This window comes from Sphingomonas sp. H160509 (assembly GCF_024124765.2).
GTDB lineage: Bacteria > Pseudomonadota > Alphaproteobacteria > Sphingomonadales > Sphingomonadaceae > Sphingomonas.
The window spans coordinates 3,463,351-3,485,688 of sequence record NZ_JAMXSR020000002.1 but is presented as its reverse complement, the minus strand read 5'-3'; the positions used below and the strand labels follow the sequence as shown (position 1 = coordinate 3,485,688).

At 65.7% G+C, this 22,338-nt stretch carries 18 protein-coding genes, 1 tRNA gene and 4 pseudogenes; 10 read left to right on the top strand and 13 right to left on the bottom strand.

Annotation, left to right across the window (positions count from 1 at the left end):
* Positions 1–219 precede the first annotated feature (219 nt).
* Both NHF48_RS18975 and NHF48_RS18970 read left to right on the top strand, forming a co-directional pair.
* The gene (locus NHF48_RS18975) at positions 220–1,353 is read left to right on the top strand and encodes a PepSY-associated TM helix domain-containing protein (RefSeq protein WP_253071976.1); all 1,134 of its coding nucleotides are present in this window, start codon (positions 220–222) and stop codon (positions 1,351–1,353) included.
* On the top strand, positions 1,350–1,571 hold the full coding sequence (locus tag NHF48_RS18970) for a hypothetical protein (RefSeq protein WP_253071975.1): 222 nt from the start codon (positions 1,350–1,352) through the stop codon (positions 1,569–1,571). The genes NHF48_RS18975 and NHF48_RS18970 overlap by 4 nt, the downstream gene beginning before the upstream one ends.
* A 143-nt stretch (positions 1,572–1,714) precedes the next feature.
* Here the strand turns inward: NHF48_RS18970 and NHF48_RS18965 are convergent, their stop codons facing one another.
* On the bottom strand, positions 1,715–2,305 hold the full coding sequence (locus NHF48_RS18965; RefSeq protein ID WP_253071974.1) for a hypothetical protein: 591 nt from the start codon (positions 2,303–2,305) through the stop codon (positions 1,715–1,717).
* A 112-nt stretch (positions 2,306–2,417) separates the two neighbouring features.
* On the opposite strand from NHF48_RS18965, the gene NHF48_RS18960 reads away from it, so the two are divergent.
* Positions 2,418–3,083, top strand: a complete 666-nt coding sequence (locus NHF48_RS18960; protein WP_253071973.1) for a response regulator transcription factor — start codon at positions 2,418–2,420, stop codon at positions 3,081–3,083.
* Between the two features lie 526 nt (positions 3,084–3,609).
* On the opposite strand, the gene NHF48_RS18955 is transcribed toward NHF48_RS18960, so the two are convergent.
* Positions 3,610–4,047, bottom strand: coding sequence for a hypothetical protein (locus tag NHF48_RS18955; RefSeq protein WP_253071972.1), 438 nt, complete (start codon positions 4,045–4,047; stop codon positions 3,610–3,612).
* 55 nt (positions 4,048–4,102) lie between these two features.
* The gene (locus NHF48_RS18950; protein WP_253071971.1) at positions 4,103–4,273 is read right to left on the bottom strand and encodes a hypothetical protein; all 171 of its coding nucleotides are present in this window, start codon (positions 4,271–4,273) and stop codon (positions 4,103–4,105) included.
* Between the two features lie 12 nt (positions 4,274–4,285).
* On the opposite strand from NHF48_RS18950, the gene NHF48_RS18945 reads away from it, so the two are divergent.
* Positions 4,286–4,654 (top strand): ATP-binding protein, encoded by a 369-nt coding sequence (locus NHF48_RS18945; protein ID WP_253071970.1) that lies wholly within the window; start codon positions 4,286–4,288, stop codon positions 4,652–4,654.
* A gap of 2 nt (positions 4,655–4,656) precedes the next feature.
* Here the strand turns inward: NHF48_RS18945 and araD1 are convergent.
* Positions 4,657–5,653 (bottom strand): annotated as a pseudogene (gene araD1 / locus NHF48_RS18940) (AraD1 family protein).
* A gap of 162 nt (positions 5,654–5,815) precedes the next feature.
* Positions 5,816–7,151 (bottom strand): annotated as a pseudogene (locus tag NHF48_RS18935) (sugar MFS transporter).
* Between the two features lie 125 nt (positions 7,152–7,276).
* On the opposite strand from NHF48_RS18935, the gene NHF48_RS18930 reads away from it, so the two are divergent.
* The gene (locus tag NHF48_RS18930; protein ID WP_253071969.1) at positions 7,277–8,422 is read left to right on the top strand and encodes an aldose epimerase family protein; all 1,146 of its coding nucleotides are present in this window, start codon (positions 7,277–7,279) and stop codon (positions 8,420–8,422) included.
* Between the two features lie 24 nt (positions 8,423–8,446).
* The gene (locus tag NHF48_RS18925) at positions 8,447–10,237 is read left to right on the top strand and encodes an IlvD/Edd family dehydratase (RefSeq protein ID WP_253071968.1); all 1,791 of its coding nucleotides are present in this window, start codon (positions 8,447–8,449) and stop codon (positions 10,235–10,237) included.
* Here the strand turns inward: NHF48_RS18925 and NHF48_RS18920 are convergent.
* The 5 genes and pseudogenes from NHF48_RS18920 to NHF48_RS18900 all read right to left on the bottom strand — a co-directional run bounded on the left by NHF48_RS18920 (position 10,231) and on the right by NHF48_RS18900 (position 16,064).
* A complete protein-coding gene (locus tag NHF48_RS18920) occupies positions 10,231–10,692 on the bottom strand; it encodes a MaoC family dehydratase (RefSeq protein ID WP_133018752.1) in 462 nt (153 codons plus the stop codon). The two genes, NHF48_RS18925 and NHF48_RS18920, sit on opposite strands and share 7 nt — an antisense overlap.
* A complete protein-coding gene (locus tag NHF48_RS18915; protein ID WP_253071967.1) occupies positions 10,692–12,530 on the bottom strand; it encodes an acetyl/propionyl/methylcrotonyl-CoA carboxylase subunit alpha in 1,839 nt (612 codons plus the stop codon). The genes NHF48_RS18920 and NHF48_RS18915 overlap by 1 nt, the downstream gene beginning before the upstream one ends.
* 159 nt (positions 12,531–12,689) lie before the next feature.
* Complete coding sequence (locus NHF48_RS18910) at positions 12,690–13,172, bottom strand: nuclear transport factor 2 family protein (RefSeq protein ID WP_253071966.1); 483 nt, start codon at positions 13,170–13,172, stop codon at positions 12,690–12,692.
* A gap of 4 nt (positions 13,173–13,176) precedes the next feature.
* Positions 13,177–14,781, bottom strand: a pseudogene (locus NHF48_RS26180) (carboxyl transferase domain-containing protein).
* 116 nt (positions 14,782–14,897) lie between these two features.
* Entirely contained in the window at positions 14,898–16,064 is a 1,167-nt protein-coding gene (locus NHF48_RS18900) for an isovaleryl-CoA dehydrogenase (protein WP_253071965.1), read from the bottom strand.
* A 108-nt stretch (positions 16,065–16,172) separates the two neighbouring features.
* On the opposite strand from NHF48_RS18900, the gene NHF48_RS18895 reads away from it, so the two are divergent.
* On the top strand, positions 16,173–17,066 hold the full coding sequence (locus tag NHF48_RS18895; RefSeq protein ID WP_253071964.1) for a LysR family transcriptional regulator: 894 nt from the start codon (positions 16,173–16,175) through the stop codon (positions 17,064–17,066).
* A gap of 44 nt (positions 17,067–17,110) precedes the next feature.
* On the opposite strand, the gene NHF48_RS18890 is transcribed toward NHF48_RS18895, so the two are convergent.
* Together NHF48_RS18890 and NHF48_RS18885 are read right to left on the bottom strand one after the other, a co-directional pair.
* Positions 17,111–17,186, bottom strand: a tRNA-Ala gene (locus NHF48_RS18890).
* An 82-nt stretch (positions 17,187–17,268) separates the two neighbouring features.
* Positions 17,269–17,595, bottom strand: coding sequence for a TIGR02300 family protein (locus NHF48_RS18885; RefSeq protein WP_031395784.1), 327 nt, complete (start codon positions 17,593–17,595; stop codon positions 17,269–17,271).
* 100 nt (positions 17,596–17,695) lie between these two features.
* Here NHF48_RS18885 and aroA point away from each other — a divergent pair.
* Together aroA and cmk are read left to right on the top strand one after the other, a co-directional pair.
* Positions 17,696–19,032, top strand: a pseudogene (aroA, locus tag NHF48_RS18880) (3-phosphoshikimate 1-carboxyvinyltransferase).
* Between the two features lies 1 nt (position 19,033).
* A complete protein-coding gene (cmk, locus tag NHF48_RS18875; protein ID WP_056051420.1) occupies positions 19,034–19,672 on the top strand; it encodes a (d)CMP kinase in 639 nt (212 codons plus the stop codon).
* A gap of 313 nt (positions 19,673–19,985) precedes the next feature.
* Here the strand turns inward: cmk and NHF48_RS18870 are convergent, their stop codons facing one another.
* A complete protein-coding gene (locus tag NHF48_RS18870) occupies positions 19,986–20,159 on the bottom strand; it encodes a SemiSWEET family transporter (RefSeq protein ID WP_253071963.1) in 174 nt (57 codons plus the stop codon).
* 359 nt (positions 20,160–20,518) lie between these two features.
* On the opposite strand from NHF48_RS18870, the gene rpsA reads away from it, so the two are divergent.
* Positions 20,519–22,237, top strand: a complete 1,719-nt coding sequence (rpsA, locus tag NHF48_RS18865; RefSeq protein WP_056060414.1) for a 30S ribosomal protein S1 — start codon at positions 20,519–20,521, stop codon at positions 22,235–22,237.
* The last annotated feature ends 101 nt before the right edge of the window (positions 22,238–22,338 follow it).

Below are 22,338 nucleotides of genomic sequence, written 5' to 3'. Positions count from 1 at the left end.
GGTGGCACCGAAGGTGACGGAGGGGAAGGAACGCGCAACCACTGTAACCCTAACCCCCCCTCCGTCTGGCAAGCGACAGCCACCTCCCCCTGGCGGGGGAGGATCAGCTGGTAAGCCCCTAACCCCAACACCGCTATTGCACATCGTTATCAAATCTGTACCTGTGTGCCCGTGACCGCCCAGCAGATCATACCCCTCATCGAAACCACTCCCCCGCGCATGACCCGCGGCACGATCAAGACCTGGTATCTCGTCCACAAATGGACGAGCCTGATCTGCACCGCATTCCTGCTGATGCTGTGCGTGACCGGCCTGCCGCTGATCTTCGACAAGGAAATCGACGGCTGGCTCGATCCGCCCGCGCCCATGGCAACGCTGCCGGCAAGCACGCCGTCGCTGTCGCTCGACGCCATTCTCGGCCGCGCGGCAAAGGCCGCCCCCGGCGAAATTCCGCTCTACGTCAGCTTCGACGACGAGCGCCCGATCGTCTACGTCACGACCGGCCCGACGCCCGATGCCGCCCCCGCAGCGATGCACTTCCTCGCGTTCGATGCGCGCACCGGTACGAAGATGCCGCCCTATTTCCCCGGCGTGATGGCGTTCATCCTGAAGCTCCACACCGACATGTTCCTCGGCTTCTGGGCGGAGATCTTCCTCGGCGTGATGGGCCTGCTCTTCTTCGCCGCGATCGTCTCGGGTGTCGTGCTCTACGCGCCGTTCATGTCCAAGCTCGACTTCGGCACCTTGCGTCGCGGGCGCAGCAAGCGGCTCGGCTGGCTCGATCGCCACAATCTCCTCGGCATCGTCACGCTCGCCTGGGCGAGCGTCGTCGGCGTGACGGGCACGATCAACACCTTCGTCGTGCCGATCACCGGTATCTGGAAGGCTAACGGCCTTGCAGAGATCATCGCCAGCGAGGCACGCACGCCACTGCCGGCCCAGCGCGCCTCGGTCCAGGCCGCGCTCGACGCGGTGCAGCGCGAGGCGCCCGAGATGAAGCCGCAGTTCATCGCCTTCCCCGGCGTCGTCTTCAGCAGTCACCATCACTACGCCGTCTTCCTGAAAGGCGCGACGCCGCTGACGTCGAAGATGTTGCTGCCCGGCTTCGTCGATGCCGCGACCGGACGGCTCGACGCAGTCGTGCCGATGCCGTGGTACATGCAGGCGATGCTGCTCGCACAGCCGCTGCACTTCGGGAATTACGGCGGCCTCGCGATGAAGATCATCTGGGCCATCTTCGACATATTGACGATCATCGTGCTCGGCAGCGGGCTGTATCTTTGGCTGCGTCGTCGCGGCGGTCCGAGCGACCAGCGCGTCCGCGAAGTCGTGATGGCGGGAGAAATCGCATGACTCACAAGACCAACGGCCAGATCTTCGCGCTGCCGATCCTGCTCGGCGTGTCGACCGTCGCGGGGCTCGGTGCCGGGCTGATCGGCGACGGCGTCTGGGATGTCGGTGCGGGCCTGCTGCTCGCGCTGCCGCTGATCGTGACCGGCCGCTACTGGGTCCGCCCGCCCGAACCGGTGCTGCACCGTCAACAGCTCCGGACCGCACCGATACGGCGATAACGCGGAGCCGGCATGATACCGGCCCCGCGCTAGTATTGTGGTCGTCAGGCGGACGGCATCAGGTCGCCGGCGTACCCTAGCGGGCCGGCGCGGTCGTCGGAACCCCGATCGGAGGAGCAACAGGTGCGGGAGCGACTGCACCGTTAGCCACTGGCGGCGGCGGGGGCGCCATACCCCGCCGGCGGCGGCGGAGGAGCACCCGGACCGCCGGGAGCCCCAGGACCTTCCGGACCACCCGGACCGCCCGGACCACCAGGGCCATCACGCCCCGGACCGTCGCGTCCCGGGCCACCAGGACCATGCGGGCCACGCGGCGGGCCGCCGACCGGGCCGAGCGCCGTTACCTTGCCACCGGGTGCCACCAGGAACGAGGCGTGGACGAAGCCATCCTCGAACCGACCCTGGATCGTCACCGGCTGACCGGCCGCGACCAAGTTGCTGCCGTCGCCTTCACGACCCAGATCGACCAGCGCGCGACCGGTTCGGTCGGCCATCACGAACTTGTTGCCGTAGGTCTCGGCAACCTTGCCGCGGATCGTGACGATGCCGTCGGACTGGAGCGAACGGATCGCGGTTGGCATGGCGGGCGCCATCGTCACGCTCGGGCGCGTGGCGGCAACCGTGACGGCACCCGCTGCACCGCCGACCACCAGCAAACCAGCCGCGGCGAGTGCCAGGCGATTGCGGCGGAGATTGAAGCGCTTGTTCGGCGCGATATGGGAATGTTCGGTCACGTGCGTCGTTCCTCTCATTGGTTGACGAATCACCGTGTAGGCGCACGCTGCCGACGCCCGCTGAACCAAGCCGTTCAGTTTCCGTTGGGGTCTCAGGCATAGGGAAACGGACATGCGGGTATTATTGGTCGAGGACGATGCGGCGATCGCCGACGGGCTGGCGCGGGCGTTGCGCGCGGAGCATTTCGCGGTCGACGTCGCGACCAACGGCGAGGATGGCGGCCATCTGGGTGCAACCGAACTGTACGACGCGGCGGTGCTCGACCTTGGCCTGCCCAAGCGCGATGGACTATCGGTCTTGCGCGACTGGCGCGCGGCGGGACGCGACCTGCCCGTCCTGATCCTCACCGCGCGCGACGGGTGGTCGGAAAAGGTCGAGGGGTTCAAGGCCGGAGCCGACGATTATGTCGTGAAGCCGTTCCATGTCGAGGAGGTCGTGATGCGGCTGCGCGCGCTGGTTCGCCGCGCGGCTGGCCATGCGGCGGCGCGAGTCACGTGCGGGCCGCTGACGTTCGACGCGCAACTCGGCACGTTCGAGCTGAACGGCCTGCCGCTGAAACTCACCGCGTTCGAATGGCGGGTGCTGTCCGCGCTGATGCTCCGCCGTGAAGTCGTCATCGAACGCGCAGACCTGATCGAGCGCGTCTACGAAGGCGACGCGGACGTCGACTCGAACTCGATCGAGGTGATAATCGGTCGGTTACGACGTAAGATCGGTGCGCAGATGATCGAAACGGTGCGGGGTCGCGGGTATCGGCTTACGGCGGATGGTTCCTGATGAAGGCTCTGCAAACCACATCCACCACCCCGGCGAAGGCCGGGGCCCAATTGGGGGACGTCGCTAACGGAGCGATGCCCATCATTTTAAAAACCTTTCCAGCTGGGCCCCAGCCTTCGCTAGGATGCCGTGTAAAGTACGGATCGTCTCGCTTGGATAAGCAGGCGCAGTGACACGTCTCCGCCTCATCCCCCGCTCCCTCTTCGGCCGAATGCTCGCGATCGCCGCGCTGTCGACGGGAGTCGCGCTCCTGTTCGCCGGCGTCACGATCGGCCACGTCCTCGAACGCTTCGTCACGCGCGGGCTCGACGAGCGCCTCGACGCGCAGGTCGCGGTGCTGGCGCGCGCGGTCCGCCCCGATGCTACGCTAGACCGGATGCGCGCGATCGACCTGCCCGAGTTCGGCGAACCCGGGTCCGACTGGTCATGGCAGGTCGAAGGTCCCGCCGGTCGCTTCGATAGCGGCACGACCCCGCCCCCAATTATTTCAAAGCCAGCCTTAACTATTCCACCGCCGCCGCCAGCTCTAACTCGAAATGACGAGCGCCCGCTTCCACCCGGCCCCGGCGGGCATGAAGACCATCAAATCCACCCTGGCGAAGCGCGCGATAGGAGCGGCGAGCGGCTGCACTCGCGCGACATGGACGTCGTCACGCCGCGCGGCACGGTGACGATCACAGCGATCGGCCCTCGCCGGATCGTCGAGGAGCCACTGCGCGAGGCGATGATCCCCCTGCTTGGCTCGCTCGCCTTGCTCGGCGCCGGACTCGCGCTCGCGACGCTGGTGCAGCTCCGCTTCGGCTTGCGTCCCCTGCGCGATCTCCGGACAGCGCTCGCCGCCGTTCGCGCCGGAACCGAGCGCCACGTCCCCGATGACCAGCCCGGGGAATTGCAACCGCTCGTTGCGGAACTCAACGCACTGATCGACCAGAACGCGGCCGGGCTTGCGCACGCCCGCCAGCACGTTGCCAACCTAGCGCACGGGCTGAAGACCCCCCCTCGCCGCGCTCTCGCTCAAGCTAGCCGAAGCGAACGCCGACGCAGACGTCCGCGACATGGTCGAGCAGATCGATCGGCGAGTCCGCCATCACCTCGGTCGCGCTCGCGCGGATGCGACCGGCGGCGCTCGCACCCGGACGCTGATCGCCCCCGCCGTTGCCGATCTCGTCGCAGTCTTGCACCGCATCCACGCCGATCGCCCGATGACGGTCGACATCGCGATTCCCGCCAACCTTGCCGTCGCAATCGACCCGCAGGATCTCGACGAGATGATCGGCAACCTCCTCGACAACGCCTGGCGTCACGCGCGCGCCGCGCTTTCGATCACGGCGAACCCGATCGATGGCACGGTCACGCTGGAAATTGCCGACGACGGCCAAGGTCTCGACGACACGGCGATGGCACAAGCCGTCCTGCCCGGCCGTCGTCTCGACGAACGCGGCGACGGACACGGCTTCGGACTGTCGATCACGCGCGAACTCGCCGAACTGAACGGGGGCACGGTGACGCTCGATCGCTCCTCCGTCCTTGGCGGCCTGCTAGTCCGCCTGACTCTACCTCAGCGCGGCTGATTTCACAGTGCACGGACGCCGACCGGCGACGGCGAGGCCTTGGCCAGCGTGTTGCGCAACGGCAGCGTGAACGGCGCCGCCTCGATCTCGAAAACGTCGCCCTCCCGGGTCGTCACGCCTTCGCTGAACGACAACGTCGCCGTCCCGAAGAAATGGACGTGAACGTCGCCCGGCCGGCGAAACAGGTCGTATTTGAAGTGATGCGCCTCGAGGTTGGCGATCGTGTGCGACATGTTCGCCTCCCCCCGAGAGGAACGGCTTTTCCCAAAGCACCGCACCGTCGCGGTGGATGCGGCTCATGCCCTCGACATGGTCGGGAATTGGGCCGGTCAGCAATTCCGGACCCAGCGCCGCCTGACGCAGCTTCGAATGCGCGAGCCAGAGGTAATTATGCCGCTCGGTCACGTGATCGCTGAACTCGTTGGCGAGACAGAGGCCAAGGCGGTACGGCGTACCGTCCGGGCCGATCAGGTAGATGCCGGCGAGCTCGGGCTCCTCGCCGCCGTCTTGCGCGAACGCGGGGCTGATAAGTGCGCCGCCGGGCCCGACGAGACCCGATCCGTCGCCCTTGTAGAACCATTCGGGCTGCTGACCCGTCTCGCCCGCCGCGGGCTTGCCGCCTGCAACGCCGTCGAGGAACATGCGCATCGAATCCGTCAGGGTTTCGGCTGCGGCCGCAGCGCGGTGCATCTTGTCGCGCCCTTCCGCAGAGCCGAGATGCGTCAGCCCGGTGCCGGTCATGATGAGATGTGCGGAATCGCCGTGATCGATCGGCGAGAGCAGGCGGCCGGCGGCAAGTTCGGCGGCGATGTCGACTGCCGCGCCGGTCCCGCAAGCCCGAACCGCCGTCGCAAGATCGGTGCCCGCCGCGATCGCGCGCGCTGCAAGTTCACGGACGCTGTCCACGCCCGGGACAAGGCTTGCGCCCTTGTCGGTAGCGGCGATCACCGACCGCGTGCCGTCCGCTGCGCGATGCTGCAATAGGCGCAAACTGGTCACTTCTACTTCTCCTGCTGACGGGCGAAGGGTATACCCTATTACTCGGACTGATTACAGCCGCTAGCGATCCGATCGTGCTACTTTGAACCTTACTCAACTACGCAAGAGACACTAACCGGTCGGCTAATTGTCAGACCACGAGGATCTGAGAGTGTTGGTCCTTTAGCGCACCGCTTGTTCCGGCAACGCGTTGGTCGTCCGCGATCCCCACACGGCGTAGAACAACACGTAGAGTTCGCACGCCGCGGTCAGCAGGAACGAGTTCTGGAGACCGTAGGTATCTGCGAGCCAGCCCTGGACGATGACTAGCGCGCCGCCTGCGATCGCCATGATGAGCAGGCCCGACCCTTCCTCGGTGAGCGGCCCAAGCCCCTTGATGCCGAGCGTGAAGATCGTCGGGAACATGATCGAGTGGAACAGACCGACGGAGATCAGCGCCCACATCGCGACGTGCCCTGTGGTGAAAGTAGCGATAAGCATCACGACGCAGGCGCCGATGCTCGCAAACGCCAGCACGCGCTCGGCAGGGATCGTGCGCATCACCACGCTGCCGATCAGGCGGCCGACCATCATCCCGCCCCACAGGATGAACAGGTAATGCGATGCCTGCTCGTGCGTCAGGTTGCCGATGTTCGGTTGGCTGACGAAATTGATGAACAGGTTGGCGACACCAATTTCGGCTATCAGATAAATGAAGATCGCCGGGATGCCGAATACGAGGTTGCGATGCGACCAGAGCGACTGGCCCTTGCGATCCGCCTTCGCCGAACGCTGCGTCGCAGACCCCATCGCGGGCAGCGGGAAGCGCGCGATCACGATCGCCAGCACGACCAGCACGGCCGCGACGATCAGATAGGGCAGCACCACTGACTGCGCGTCGGCAATCCGCTCGGCCTGCGTCAGCACCGCGGTTGAACCGGCGGCTGCCGTGCCGGAGGTCGAACGACCCAGGATCAGGTAGCCACCGAACAGCGGCGCGAGTGTTGCGCCCGCCGAATTGAACGCCTGCACGAGGTTCAGCCGCGACGACGCTGTCTCGGGCGGACCAACGACGGCGACGTAGGGATTCGCCGCAACCTGCAGCAGCGTGATGCCACTCGCGATCACGAACAGCGCGACCAGCGTCACGCCGTACGACGGCAGCCGCGCGGCGGGCACCATCATCAATGCGCCGACCGCCATCAGCCCGAGCCCGAACACCATCGCGCGCTGATAGCCGACCCGCTCGATCAGCTTGGCCGACGGGATCGACGCAAAGAAATACGCGATGAACCAGACGCTCTCGATCAGCGTGGTCTGCGTATAGCTGAGGGTCGAACACGCTGCGCAGATGCGGCAGCAGCGTGTTGTTGATGACCGTGATGAAGCCCCACATGAAGAACAGGCTGGCGAGCAACGTGAGCGCGGATCGATAGCTCGGCGCGCCTCCCGCGGCATGCACCGCCCCGGCGTCAGCGGGCTTTTTGCGTCTGTATCGGCATCGCCATAGTCGTTTCATCCTCCGTGCCCTGTCGGTGACTGCAACAGTCTTTTCCCGCAAGGCTTGCCCAGAAATATATTGTCCGACTATATAGCCACACAAGGCGCGTCAACGGCGTCGGACGAATAAGGACGGGAACCGGAATGCGCGCAATCACAAAGTCGGGGATCATCGTGGCAACCTTGCTGGCAGCGCTTTCGGCGCACGCGGCCGACGCGGCAGAGGCGAAGCGCACGCCTGCCGGTACGCTCAAGGACGGTACCGCGATCGAGGCCGTGACGCTCAGCAACGCGCATGGCGTCTCCGCGCGCATCCTGTCATACGGCGCGACGCTGCAATCGCTGATGGGCCCGGACCGCAACGGAAAGATCGCGGACGTCATGCTCGGCTATGACGACCTCGCTTCCTACGTCGATCATCCCAATTTCTTTGGCGTGACGGTCGGCCGTTTCGCCAATCGCATCGCCGGTGGCCGCTTCACGCTGGACGGCACGCCGTACCAGTTGCCGCTCAACGACAAGGTCAATTCGCTGCACGGCGGCGGGAAGGGCTTCGACAAAGTCGCCTGGAAGATCGTCTCGGCGACGAACGGCCCGACCGCTACGCTCGTGCTGGGCTACCGCAGCCCGGACGGCGATTCCGGCTATCCCGGCAACCTGGACGTCACCGTCACCTATACGCTCGACGAAGCCGGCAATCTCGGCATCGCGTATGACGCGAAGACCGACAAGCCCACGATCGTCAACATGACCAACCACGGCATCTTCGATCTCGGCGGCGAAGGCTCGGCGATGGGCGCGTATGGCCACCGGCTGACGATCCCCGCCAAGGCGATCACGCCGGTCGACGACAAGCTGATTCCGACCGGTACGCTGCAGCCCGTCGCCGGCACGGTGTTCGATTTCCGCAACGGCCGCATCGTCGGCGAGGGCATCCGCGATGGTCGCGACCAGCAGATCCGCTACGGCCATGGCTACGACCATAATTTCGCGCTCGACAAGGGTCTGACCGCCAAGCCCGAACTGGCCGCGCGGCTGGAGGATCCCGTCTCGGGCCGCGTGCTCGAAGTCCTGACGACCGAGCCCGGTGTGCAGTTCTATACGGGCAATTTCCTGGACGGCACGTTCATCGGCAAGAAGGGCCATCTGTACCGGATGGGCGACGGCATCGCGCTCGAACCACAGAAATTCCCCGATGCGCCCAACAAGCCGAACTTCGTTTCCGCGCGTGTCGATTCGGGCAAGCCGTATCATCACGCGATGATCTACCGCCTTTCCGTCGCCCGCTGATATTCGATCTCCAGAAAGCTCCTCATGACCGACATGCCTAAGCTCCGCTCGCGCGCGTGGTTCGATAATCCCGAGAACATCGACATGACCGCGCTCTATCTGGAGCGCTATCTGAACTTCGGGCTGTCCCTGGAGGAACTACGCTCGGGCAAGCCGATCATCGGCATTGCGCAGACCGGCAGCGACCTGAGCCCGTGCAACCGCCACCATTTGGTGCTGGCGGAGCGCTTGCGCGAAGGCATCCGTGAAGCCGGCGGCATCGCGCTCGAATTCCCGGTCCATCCAATCCAGGAAACCGGCAAGCGGCCGACCGCGGGGCTCGACCGCAACCTCGCCTATCTGGCGCTGGTGGAAGTGCTCTACGGCTATCCGCTCGACGGCGTCGTGCTGACGATCGGCTGCGACAAGACGACGCCGGCGTGCCTGATGGCTGCAGCGACTGTGAACATCCCGGCGATCGCACTGTCGGTCGGTCCGATGCTAAATGGCTGGCACAAGGGCGAGCGGACCGGTTCGGGGACGATCGTGTGGAAGGCGCGCGAACTGCTCGCGACCGGCGCGATCGACGACGAGGGCTTCATCAAGCTCGTCGCGTCGTCGGCGCCATCCACCGGTTACTGCAATACGATGGGCACCGCGACGACGATGAACAGCCTTGCCGAGGCGCTCGGCATGCAGTTGCCCGGCTCGGCTGCGATCCCCGCGCCGTACCGTGACCGCCAGGAAGTCGCATACAAGACCGGCAAGCGGATCGTTGACATGGTTTCGGAAGATCTGAAGCCGTCGGACATCCTCACCAAGGAGGCGTTCCACAACGCGATCGTCGTCAATTCGGCGATCGGCGGATCGACCAACGCGCCGATCCATCTCGCCGCGATCGCGCGCCATATCGGCGTCGACCTGCCGATCGACGACTGGCAGACGCACGGCCACAAGGTGCCGCTGATGGTCAATCTCCAGCCAGCGGGCGAATATCTTGGCGAGGATTATTACCATGCCGGCGGCGTGCCCGCCGTGGTCGCCGAGCTGATGAAGCAGGGCCTGATCCACGAAGATGCGATTACCGCGAACGGCAAGTCGATCGGCGACAATTGCCGGACCGCGACGATCGAGGACGAGCGCGTCATCCGCCCGTTCGCGACGCCGTTGCTGGAGGATGCCGGCTTCATTGTGTTGCGCGGCAATCTGTTCGACTCGGCGATCATGAAGACCAGCGTGATCTCGCCGGAGTTCCGCGAGCGTTATCTGTCCAACCCGGACGATCTGGAAGCGTTCGAAGGCCCCGCAGTCGTGTTCGACGGCCCCGAGGATTATCACCACCGGATCGACGATCCGTCGCTCGGGATCACCACCGACACGCTGTTGTTCATGCGTGGCGCGGGCCCGATCGGCTATCCGGGTGCGGCCGAGGTCGTGAACATGCGGCCGCCGGCGTATCTGATCCGTGAGGGCGTCCACGCCCTCCCCTGCATCGGCGACGGCCGCCAGTCGGGGACGTCGGGGTCGCCGTCGATCCTCAATGCCTCGCCCGAGGCGGCGGCGATGGGTGGGCTTGCATTGATCCGGACCGGCGACCGGGTTCGCATCGATCTCGCCAAGGGCAGCGCCAACGTGCTGATCCCGGACGAAGAACTGGCCGAGCGCCGCCGTGCGCTGACCGAGGCGGGTGGCTATGCCTATCCACGTTCGCAGACGCCCTGGCAGGAAATCCAGCGCGCCACCGTCGGCCAGATGGAGACCGGTGCGATCCTCGAAGGCGCCGAGAAGTATCAGCGCATCGCGCAGACGATGGGCCTACCGCGCGACAATCACTGAGGAGGACTTGCGCGCCGCTCGATCAGGGCGGTGCGCAGGCATTGGCAGACGATCTCGTCACGTTGGTTGATGAGGCGGTGCGTGAAGGTGACGATGCCCGCGTTCGGGCGTGACTTGCTGGGTTTCAGGTCGGTCACTTCGGTCTCGCAACGCATCGTGTCGCCGATGAAGACCGGCTTCGGGTGTACCAGCTTGTCGTAGCCGAGATTGGCGACGAGCGTGCCGAGCGTCGTCTCGCCGACCGACAGCCCGACCATCAGCGCAAAGGTGAAGGTGCCGTTGACGAGGATGCGGCCGAACTCGCTTGCCTTGGCTGCCTCGATATCGAGGTGGAGCGGCTGCGGGTTGTGCGTCATCGTCGAGAACAGGAGGTTGTCCGTCTCGGTCACTGTGCGGCGGATCTCGTGCTCGATCCGGTCGCCGATGCTCCAGTCGTCGAAATAGCGGCCGGCCATTAGCTATCCTTCTCGATGCGAACGAGCATTGTGCCCTCGGTCACCTGCCCGCCCTCGATTGCGTTGAGGTCCGCGACGATGCCGTCGAACGGCGCGGTGAGCGAATGCTCCATTTTCATCGCCTCGAGCGTGACCAGCTTCTGGCCCTTGGTGACGGTGTCGCCCGCCGAAACGTCGACCGCGATGATGCGGCCCGGCATCGGCGACAGGATCGCACCGTCCGCTGCTCCGCCGGCGGCAACACCCGACGCACGCCAAGGCTTGAGCTGCCAGGTCTGGCCGGCTTCGGAGATCAGGACGTCTTCGAACGCCGACGTCGTTCCGGCCTGTCCGTCGAGATCGACCTCGACCGGTTCTCCGTCCAGCAGGAACGTCGCGCTACGGCGCGGCGCCGCATTGAGACGGAAGCCCGAGATCGGATCGGTAGCGACGAGCGCGCCCGCGGCCTCGGCCAACGCCTCTTCCGTCGGGTGCGTCGGCGGCATGAGCGCGTCGCCTTCGCGGGCGATCAGCCCGGTGTCGAGCGTGCCCGCCACGAAGTCGGGATGGTCGAGCGCCTCGACGAGGAACCCCGCGTTTGAGCGTACCGGCCAGACGACCGCACCGTCTAGCGCATATGCCAAGGCCTCGCGCGCAGTCTCTCTGTCTTCGCCCCAGGCGATGACCTTGGCGATCATCGGGTCGTAGAACGGCGATATTTCAGCGCCCTGCTCTACCCCGGTATCGACGCGGGCAGTGGTGCCGAGGTCGAAGCGTTCGAGCGTGCCGATCGACGGCAGGAAACCCTTGGCGGGATCTTCCGCATATAGCCGCGCTTCCATCGCCCAGCCGTCGATCGCCAGTTCGTCCTGACGCTTGGGCAAGGGCTCGCCGGATGCGACGCGGAGTTGCCATTCGACGAGGTCCTGGCCGGTGATCTCTTCGGTCACCGGGTGCTCGACCTGGAGCCGCGTGTTCATTTCCATGAACCAGATGCTGTCGGCGCGGAGGCCTTCGCTGGCGTCGGCGATGAACTCGATCGTGCCGGCGCCGACGTAATCGACCGCCTTGGCCGCCTTGACCGCTGCGGCGCAGATGGCCTCGCGGGTGGCGGCGTCCATGCCGGGTGCGGGGGCTTCCTCGATCACCTTCTGGTGGCGGCGCTGGAGCGAGCAGTCGCGTTCGAACAGATGGACGACGTTGCTGTGGCTGTCGCCGAAGACCTGCACCTCGATATGGCGCGGCGACAGGATGTATTTCTCGATCAGAACGTCGGTGTTGCCGAACGACGAGGCCGCCTCTCGCTGGCATGAGACGAGCGCGTCGGCGAACTCTGCGGCCGTATCGACGCGGCGCATGCCCTTGCCGCCGCCGCCTGCGACTGCCTTGATCAGGACGGGGTAGCCGATCGCGTCGGCCTCCGCCTTCAGACGGTCGGGCGACTGATCCTCGCCGAGATAGCCGGGCGTGACGGGCACGCCAGCGGCGATCATGCGCTGTTTCGCGGCGTCCTTCAGGCCCATGGCACGGATGCTGTGGGGGTTGGGGCCGACCCAGATGAGGCCGGCGTCGAGCACGGCTTGGGCGAAGTCGGCGTTCTCCGACAGGAAGCCGTAGCCGGGGTGGATCGCTTCGGCACCGGTGTCGAGCGCGGCGGCAATGATGCGGTCGCCGACGAGGTAGCTCTCGCGCGCCGGGGAGGCACCGATGTGCACGGCTTCGTCGGCCTGGCGGACGTGGAGCGCGTTCGCGTCGGCGTCCGAATAGACCGTGATCGTGCGGATGCCGAGCGCCCGCGCGGTGCGGATGATACGGCAGGCGATCTCGCCGCGATTGGCGATCAGGAGGGACTCGATCATCGATTCGCTCCGCGGAAGTGCACAAAGTGCAGACGCTCCAGCGATGTGCACATCGGGCTCGAAAGCCCCTCGACAGCAGGATGATCGGCGGAAAGGATCGACTGGTTCATCATGGTCATCCCAGCATAAGCCGATGCGGGCGGTGTAGGACAGGCCATGTCAGTTCGCGCAACCGGTGGTGCGCTTCGACCAGGTGAGGTTGGCGATCTTCCAGCGCCCGGCTTCGCGGACCATGTCGAAATGGTCGGTGCCGCAATGCGCGACCTTGCCGTCGATCGTGAAGACGTAGGGCGACCAGACCATCGCGATGTCGCCGTCGATGTCGACCGCTGGATCGGTGAGGCGCTCGGCGTAGCGCTCCGGGCCTGGCTTGATCGACGCGGCGAACTCGGGCCAGCTGGTGCGGCGGACCGAGCGCGTGCCGCCGGACTTTTCCTCGGCGACGGTGGCGCCGCCGTCGGCGCGGACCTGTGCGAGGATCGCCTGCCCATCGCGGGCGGCGAGCGCGGCGAAGAGCGCGTCGATCGGGACCATGACGCCGGCCTCTTCGGTCATGGCCGCGGGCGGCAGGCCGGTGCCTTTGACGATCGGCTGGACCGGGGTGATCTGACCAGCGGCGAGGAGAAGTGACAGCAGGATCATCGGGTTACATCCTGAACACGCCGAACGCGGGGCGTTCGGGGATGGGAGCGTTGAGCGTCGCGGCAAAGGCCAGGCCAAGCACGTCGCGGGTCTGGACGGGATCGATGATGCCGTCGTCCCATAGCCGCGCGGTGGCGTACCAGGGATTGCCCTCGTCCTCGTATTTCTGGCGGACCGGGGCCTTGAAGGCTTCGGCCTGTTCGGGCGTCCAGCTTTCCGCGTCGCGGTGGACGGTGGCGAGGACGGATGCCGCCTGTTCGCCGCCCATCACGCTGATCCGGCTGTTGGGCCAGGTGAACAGGAAGCGCGGCGAATAGGCGCGGCCGCACATGCCGTAATTGCCCGCGCCGAAGCTGCCGCCGATCAATACCGTGATCTTCGGGACGGTCGCGGTGGCAACGGCGGTGACGAGCTTTGCGCCATGCTTGGCAATGCCTTCCGCCTCGTATTTGCCGCCGACCATGAAGCCGGAGATGTTCTGGAGGAATAGCAGCGGGATGCGGCGCTGACAGGCGAGCTCGATGAAATGCGCCCCCCTTCTGTGCGCTTTCACTAAAGAGCACGCCGTTGTTGGCGAGGATCGCGACCGGGATGCCCCAGATATGTGCGAACCCGCAGACGAGCGACGTGCCGTAGAGCGCCTTGAACTCGTGGAACTCGCTGCCGTCGACGAGGCGCGCGATGACTTCGTGGACGTCGTAGGGCGCGCGGACGTCGCTCGGGACGATGCCGTACAGCTCTTCGGGGGGCGAACTTCGGCGGCTTGGGTTGCTGGAGGTTCACCGCGGTCTGCGCCTGGGGTTGCAGGGTCGAGACGATATCACGGACGATCGTCAGCGCGTGTTCGTCGTTCTCGGCGACGTGATCGACCACGCCCGAGCGGCGGCCATGCGTGTCGGCGCCGCCCAGCTCCTCGGCCGAGATGACCTCGCCGGTCGCGGCCTTTACTAGGGGTGGGCCGGCGAGGAAGATCGTCCCCTGCCCGCGGACGATGATCGTCTCGTCGGACATGGCGGGGACGTACGCGCCCCCCCGCGGTGCAGCTGCCCATGACGCAGGCGATCTGAGGGATGCCGAGCGCGGACATGGTCGCCTGGTTGAAGAAGATGCGACCGAAATGATCGCGGTCGGGGAAGACCTCGGCCTGATGCGGCAGGTTGGCGCCGCCGCTGTCGACGAGGTAGATGCAGGGGAGCCGGTTTTCCTGCGCGATCTCCTGCGCACGGAGGTGTTTCTTGACGGTGAGCGGGTAGTAGGTGCCGCCCTTCACCGTCGCGTCGTTGCAGACGATCATGCACTGGCGACCGGAGACGCGGCCGATGCCGATGATCAGGCCGGCGCCGGGGACTTCGTCGTCGTAGAGGCCGTTGGCAACGAGCTGGCCGATTTCGAGGAACGGCGAGCCGGGGTCGAGCAGACGTTCGACGCGGTCGCGTGGGAGGAGCTTGCCGCGCGACGTGTGGCGCTCGCGGGACTTGGCGTTGCCGCCTAGCGCTGTGCGAGCGACTTCCTCGCGGAGGGTTTCGGCTAGCGCGCGGTTGTGGGTTGCGTTGGCGCGGAAGGTCTCGCTGTCGGGGGACAGTGCGGAGGTCAGGACGGGGGCGGTCATATGATTCCCCTCCCGCTTGCGGGAGGGGTTAGGGGAGGGAATGCGGCCAGGAAGGACGCTTGTGGCAGGCCCTCCCCCGACCCCTCCCGCAAGCGGGAGGGGGAGCGGTAGGCGCATCACTGCGCCACCTTCGGGGCGGCGCCTATCAGTTCGCGCCCGATCAACATCCGACGAATCTCGTTCGTCCCAGCCCCGATGTCGAGCAGCTTCGCATCGCGCATGAACCGCTCGACCGGCCAGTCCTTGGTATACCCTGCCCCACCCAGCGCCTGGATCGACTCGAGCGACACCTTCACCGCGCTCTCGCTCGCCAGCAGGATCGCGCCGGCCGCGTCGAACCGCGTTGTCTTGCCCGCATCGCACGACTTCGCCACCGCATAGACATACGCGCGCGCCGAACTCAGCGCGACGTACATGTCGGCGACCTTCGCCTGGATCAGCTGGAACTGGCCGATCGCCGTTCCGAACTGCTTCCGCTCGCGGACGTACGGGATCACCACGTCGAGGCACGCCTGCATGATGCCGAGCTGGATCCCGGCGAGCACCGCGCGCTCGTAGTCGAGGCCCGACATCAGCACGCCGACGCCGCCATTCTCGGGGCCCATCACGTTCTCGAACGGGACCTCGCAATCGGTGAAGACGAGCTCCGCCGTGGGCGAGCCGCGCATACCCATCTTGTCGATCTTCTGGCCGATCGCGAAGCCCGGCATGTCCTTCTCGATCAGGAACGCGGTGATCCCGCGCGAGCCTTCGCCGGTCTTCGCATAGACGACCAGCGTGTCGGCATAGGCCGCGTTGGTGATCCAGAACTTCGTGCCGTTGAGGACGTAGCCCTTGTCGGTCTTGACCGCCTTGAGCTTCATCGAGACGACGTCGGAGCCGGCGCCCGCCTCGGACATGGCGAGGCTGCCGACGTGCTCGCCCGACACGAGCTTGGGGAGGTACTTCGCCTTCTGCTCGGGATTGCCCCAGCGGCGGATCTGGTTGACGCACAGGTTCGAATGCGCGCCGTAGCTGAGCCCGATCGAGGCGGACGCGCGGGAGACTTCCTCGACCGCGACGACGTGCTCGAGATAGCCGAGGCTTAAGCCGCCAAACTCCTCCTCGACGGTGATGCCGTGGAGGCCGAGCTCGCCCATCGCCGGCCACAGCTCGCGCGGGAACCAGTCGTCCGCGTCGATCTTCGCAGCCAAGGGCGCGATCTTGTCGGTGGCGAAGCGGTGCGTGCTCTCGCGGATCATGTCCGCGGATTCGCCGAGCGCGAAATCGAAATCGGGTATCATGCAGCCTCTCCAGACCTTGTGTTGCTGGCATGATACCCGGTCGCGGCCCTCTAGAGAAATTGATACGACCGAACACATGCGATAGATCGTGTCTATGGTCGTACCGCTGTGATCGAACGCTATGTGTTGCGCTATTTCCTGGCGGTCGTGGATCAGGGCAATTTCACGCGTGCCGCCGCGCAATGCCGGATCTCGCAGCCGACGCTGTCGGTCGGGATCGCCAAGCTGGAGGCGTCGCTTGGCCAGACGCTGTTCCTGCGGACCAATCGGCGGATCGAACTCACGCCCTCGGGCACGCGGTTCGCGGTGCATGCACGCCGGATCGAAGCGGAGTTCGCCGCCGCCGAGCGGGATTTGCAGGACACGGCTCCGACCAAGCTTGTCCGGCTCGGGATCGCGACGACGCTGCCGCCATCCTGGATCGCGGCCGCGCTAGGCCGGGCGCGACGCGCCTCCACCACCGAACGCCTCGAAGTCGTCGAAGGACGGAGCAGCGAACTCGTCGCGTTGCTCGATCGCGGGCGGATCGACGTGATGCTCGGCGCGATCGGCGACGATCCGCGCGGCCGCGTGTTGTTCGAGGAGGGTTTCGCGGTCGCGGTGGCGAACGACCACCGACTGGCCGGACGTGCCACGCTCGCGGTCGCCGACGTCGCGGAGGAAACGATGATCGTCCGCCGCCACTGCGAAGCGCTCGCCGAGACCAGCCGCTTCTTCACCGCGCGCGGCGTGCGCCCGTTCATGGCCGCCCGCACCGTCAGCGACGACCGCGCGCTGACCTATGTCCGCGCAGGGCTCGGGATGACGGTCATGCCGCTGAGCTTCGCCAGCGAGGGCATCGCGATGATTCGGTTGACGGGCTTCGATCCGACGCGGCGCGTAGGCGTGCTGGTGGCGAACGATTCCGCCTCGCGGATCGAGGGAAGCGTCATGGTCGCGGCGATCGAGGAGACGTTCACGGATCTGCACGCGGCGGGAGCCGGTGCCGACGATCTCGACTGAGGCTATGTAAAAAGGTATCCCGGCGTACCGGTCATCAACGGAAATGGTGGAGCCGAGGGGGATCGAACCCCTGACCTTTCGCATGCCATGCGAACGCTCTCCCAGCTGAGCTACGGCCCCATTCCCGTTGGGAGGCGGGTCACTAACCGGACCCGCCCGGGTTGGCAAGCGGCGTAAATGCCGCCTGCCAAATTTATTGCATTTAACGCTCGTGCTCGTCCTGCGGCGTCTCGACGCCGAGGTCGTCGTCGCCGCCGAGATCGACTTCGTCGTCCGCCGAGGGCTCTTCGTCCTCGCCGGTGATCGAGGCGATGTCCTCTTCCTCGTCACCCTCGAGATCCGCGTCGGGCTTCTTGGTGTCGGGCTTGGCGACCTCGAACGGCAGCGGCTGCTTCGACTTCAGGATGGGCTCGGGCTCCCATGCATACCCGCATTCGATGCAGGTCACGGGGTCGGCTTTTTCGAGGTCGTAGAAACGCGTCGCGCATTTCGGGCACGAACGCTTCGTGCCCCATTCCGGCTTGATCATGCCGATAGAACCTTTCGGATGAATGGATTGCGGGGGGGATACCCTCGCAAAGTGGGCGCGCCTTGCCATAGCGCAAGGCCACTGTCAAAAGCCCGGCCCCATGGCACACCCCCTCCCCACTTCGATGGACGTCGTCGCGCGCGGTCCTCTGACCGGCTCGATTGCGGTCCCAGGCGACAAGTCTATCAGTCACCGCGCGCTGATGTTCGCAAGCCTGGCGGTCGGCACCAGCCGGATCGAAGGGTTGCTGGAGGGTGAGGACGTGCTCGCCACCGCGGCGGCGATGCGCGCGATGGGGGCTACGATCGAGCGCGGCGAGGACGGCATCTGGGTCGTCGACGGCGTCGGGGTCGGTGGACTGCTCCAGCCCGAGACCGCGCTGGAGATGGGCAATTCGGGGACGTCGACGCGGCTTCTGATGGGCTTGGTATCGAGCCATCCGATCACCTGCACCTTTACCGGCGACGCCTCGCTGTCGGGGCGACCGATGGGGCGCGTGATCGAGCCGCTGTCGCAGATGGGGGGCGGACATCACGTCTTCGCCAGGCGGGCGGCTGCCGTTGATGGTGCGCGGCATGTGCCCGGCGGTGCCGATCGAATATACGCTGCCGGTCGCGTCGGCGCAGGTGAAGTCGGCGATCCTGCTGGCGGGGCTCAACACGCCGGGGATCACGCGGGTGATCGAGCCCGTCGCGACGCGCGATCATAGCGAGCGGATGCTGACGGGGTTCGGCGCGAAGCTGACGGTCGAGGAGACGAACCAGGGCCGCATCATCTCGATCACCGGCGAAGCGGACCTGAAGCCGCAGGATATCGTCGTTCCGGGCGATCCGTCCTCGTCGGCGTTCTGGCTGGTGGCGGCGTCGATCGTGCCGGGGTCGGATATCGTCGTGCGCAACGTCGGGCTGAACCCGACTCGGATCGGGATCGTCACGGCTTTGCGGATGATGGGGGCGGATATCACCGAGCTCGATCCGCGGACCGTCGGTGGCGAGCCCGTCGCGGACCTGCGCGTCCGGCATGCCCCGCTGACCGCGATCGAGGTGCCGGCTGATCTCGCGCCGAGCATGATCGATGAATATCCCGTGCTGTTCGTCGCCGCGGCGTTCGCGACTGGCACGACCGTCGCGCGCGGCGCGCATGAGTTGCGGGTCAAGGAATCGGACCGGATCACGACGATGCGGGTCGCGCTCGAAAGCCTGCGGCGTGGCTTGCGAAGAGTATGAGGACGGCATGGCGATCACCGGGTCTGGCGGCGCGGCAATTCGCGGGGGCGCTCGGATCGCCTCGAAACTCGACCACCGCATCGCAATGAGCATGGTGGTGGCTGGACTTGGGAGCCGCGAGCCCGTCACGATCGATGATGTATCGCCGGTGGCGACGAGCTATCCCGTGTTCTTCCGGTCGCTCGATGCGCTTACCGGCCGGGGGAATTAAGATGATCATCGCAGTCGACGGTCCGGCGGCATCGGGCAAGGGCACGATCGCGCGCGCCTTGGCCAAGCATTACAAGCTGCCGTATCTCGATACCGGGCTGCTCTACCGCGCGGTCGCGTTGAGCGTGGCGCGGATGGGTCTCGATCCGGAGACGGAGGCCGACGCGGTCGCGGCATGCGATTTTAGCGATGCGCTGCTGAGCGATCCGGCGTTGCGCGACGACGATATCGGCGCGCTGGCGTCGGTGGTGTCGGCGCATCCACTGGTGCGGGCGGCGTTGCTGCATAGGCAGAAGCGGTTCGCGGCGCAGGAGGGTGGCGCGATTCTCGACGGGCGCGACATCGGCACGGTGATCGCGCCGGATGCGGATGCGAAGCTGTTCGTGAAGGCCACGCCGAATATTCGGGCGCAGCGTCGGCATGCTGAGTTGCAGGCTCGGGGTGGGACGGCGAGCAAGGACCGCGTGCTGGCGGATATTCGGGCTCGGGATGCTCGGGATAGTGGGCGGTCTACTGCGCCTTTGGTGATGGCGGCGGATGCTGCTTTGCTGGATACTAGTTTTTTGTCGATCGAGGCTTCGGTGCAGCGGGCGGTGGCGTTGGTGGAGGCGCAGCGGGCGAAGAAGGCGGCTTCGGTTTAGTCTCTACCCTGTCCTCAGCGGCAACCACCCCGGCGAAGGCCGGGGCCTAATTGGAACGTCCGCGGTAACGAAGCGTGATCCTCAGTTAGTACCGTCCCCCCAATTGGGCCCCGGACTCCGCCGGGGTGGTTGCTCTGTTGGGTAACGGAAGCGCATCTTCTTCTCGCTCCCCTCCCTGGAAGGGGAGGGGTTGGGGGTGGGTCGGCCAGCTTGCGCCACCCCAAATCGTCTATGCGGAAGCCGACCCACCCCCGCCCCTCCCTTCCAGGGAGGGGGGATTGGCGGCACTCTCCTCCAAGGGGGATCAGTGGACCTAAAGCGCAGTAACCAGCGCCACCGCCCCGAACACGACCCCCGGAAAATTCGCCACGACGATCGGCCAGTCCCGCTTGTCCTTCAGAAACCCGTACCCGACCCACAGCGCGCAATTCACCATCGTCGCGAACGTCTGGACCACCGATCCTTTCTGACCCGCAAGGTTCAGCATGATCTAGTCGATGTACGACAGGTACATCACGATCGCCGTCACGGTGGCGACCCAGCCCAGCACGAGAATGCCGCGTTCGTTCAAATCTTCGCCCCTGTTGGGAGCGGCCCCTAACGAAGCAGCGGCGAACTTGCTCCGAGACGGGGTTTCGGCTATACGGAACCGTCCGGCGAGCGATGCTCGTGGAGGAAGGCGCGGAGACCCTCGAGTCTCACGCGCCGTTTTCGCATTCAGCGTCTACGTCCTCCGCGCTTCGTGCCGTCCGGATGCTGCGCCGGCGTTCGGTCGTCGCGGCAACGAAGGCCAAGACCAGCGGACCCAACCGCTTGGCCGGAAACAGACTAGGATTACTGAATTCTATGGCAACCCAGGTAATGCCGACCCGCGACGATTTCGCGGCGATGCTGAACGAAACGCTCGGCGACGCCGACAGCTTCGAGGGCCGCGTGGTGCATGGCACCGTGACCGGCATCGAGAACGACATGGCCGTCATCGACGTCGGCCTGAAGTCGGAAGGCCGCGTGCCGCTTCGCGAATTCGCAGCGCCGGGCCAGAAGGCTGACCTCAAGGTCGGCGACGAAGTCGAAGTCTATGTCGATCGCGTCGAGAACGTCCACGGCGAAGCGATGCTTAGCCGCGATCGCGCCCGTCGCGAAGCCGCATGGGACAAGCTGGAAACCGAATTCTCCAAGACGACCCGCGTCGAAGGCGTGATCTTCGGCCGCGTGAAGGGTGGCTTCACCGTCGACCTGAACGGCGCCGTTGCCTTCCTGCCCGGTTCGCAGGTCGATATCCGCCCCGTGCGCGATGTCACCCCGCTGATGGACATCCCCCAGCCGTTCCAGATCCTGAAGATGGACCGCAAGCGCGGCAACATCGTCGTGTCGCGTCGCGCCGTTCTCGAAGAGACGCGCGCAGAGCAGCGTTCGGGCCTCATCCTCAGCCTGGCCGAGGGCCAGATCATCGACGGCGTCGTCAAGAACATCACCGATTACGGTGCGTTCGTTGATCTCGGCGGCATCGATGGCCTGCTGCACGTCACCGATCTCAGCTACAAGCGCGTCGGTCACCCGAGCGAAGTCCTGAACATCGGCGACACCGTCAAGGTGCAGATCATCCGCATCAACAAGGACACCCAGCGCATCAGCCTCGGCATGAAGCAGCTGGAAAGCGATCCCTGGGATGGCGCGATGGTCAAGTATCCGGTCGGCGCGAAGCTCACCGGCCGCGTCACGAACATCACCGAATATGGTGCGTTCGTCGAGCTGGAAGCGGGCATCGAAGGCCTCGTCCACGTGTCGGAAATGTCCTGGACCAAGAAGAACGTCCATCCCGGCAAGATCGTGTCGACCTCGCAGGAAGTCGACGTCATGGTCCTCGAAGTCGATTCCGAGAAGCGTCGCATCTCGCTCGGCCTCAAGCAGGCTCAGGCCAATCCCTGGGAGGCATTCGCTGCCGCTCATCCGATCGGTTCGACCGTCGAAGGCGAAGTCAAGAACGCGACCGAGTTCGGTCTGTTCATCGGCCTCGACAACGACGTCGACGGCATGGTCCACATGTCCGACATCGCTTGGGGTGTTTCGGGCGAGGACGCGCTCAACCTGCATCGCAAGGGTGAGACCGTCGAGGCCGTCGTGCTCGACATCGACGCCGAGAAGGAGCGTATCTCGCTCGGCATGAAGCAGCTCGAGCGTGGCGGGCCATCGGCCGGCGGCATCGCAGCAGCAGGCGACAAGCTGAACAAGAACGCGATCGTTACCGTGACCGTTCTCGAAGTCCGCGATGCGGGCCTCGAAGTGCAGCAGGGCGACGATGGCGCGACCGGCTTCATCAAGCGCACGGATCTGGGTCGCGATCGCGACGAGCAGCGTCCGGAGCGTTTCCAGGTCGGCCAGAAGTTCGACGCGATGGTCACCGGCTTCGATCGTTCGAAGAAGCCGACCTTCTCGATCAAGGCCATGCAGATCTCGGAAGAGAAGCAGGCTGTGGCGCAGTATGGTTCGTCGGACTCCGGCGCGACCCTCGGCAACATCCTGGGCGAGGCTCTCAAGGCTCGCACGGACGCCGAGAAGAAGTAAGTGTTAAGAAAAGCCTAACGGCTTATCGATGAAAACGCCCGGCATGTCTCGAACATGTCGGGCTTTTTTATTGTCAGATCCACTTTGGTTTTTGACTGTTC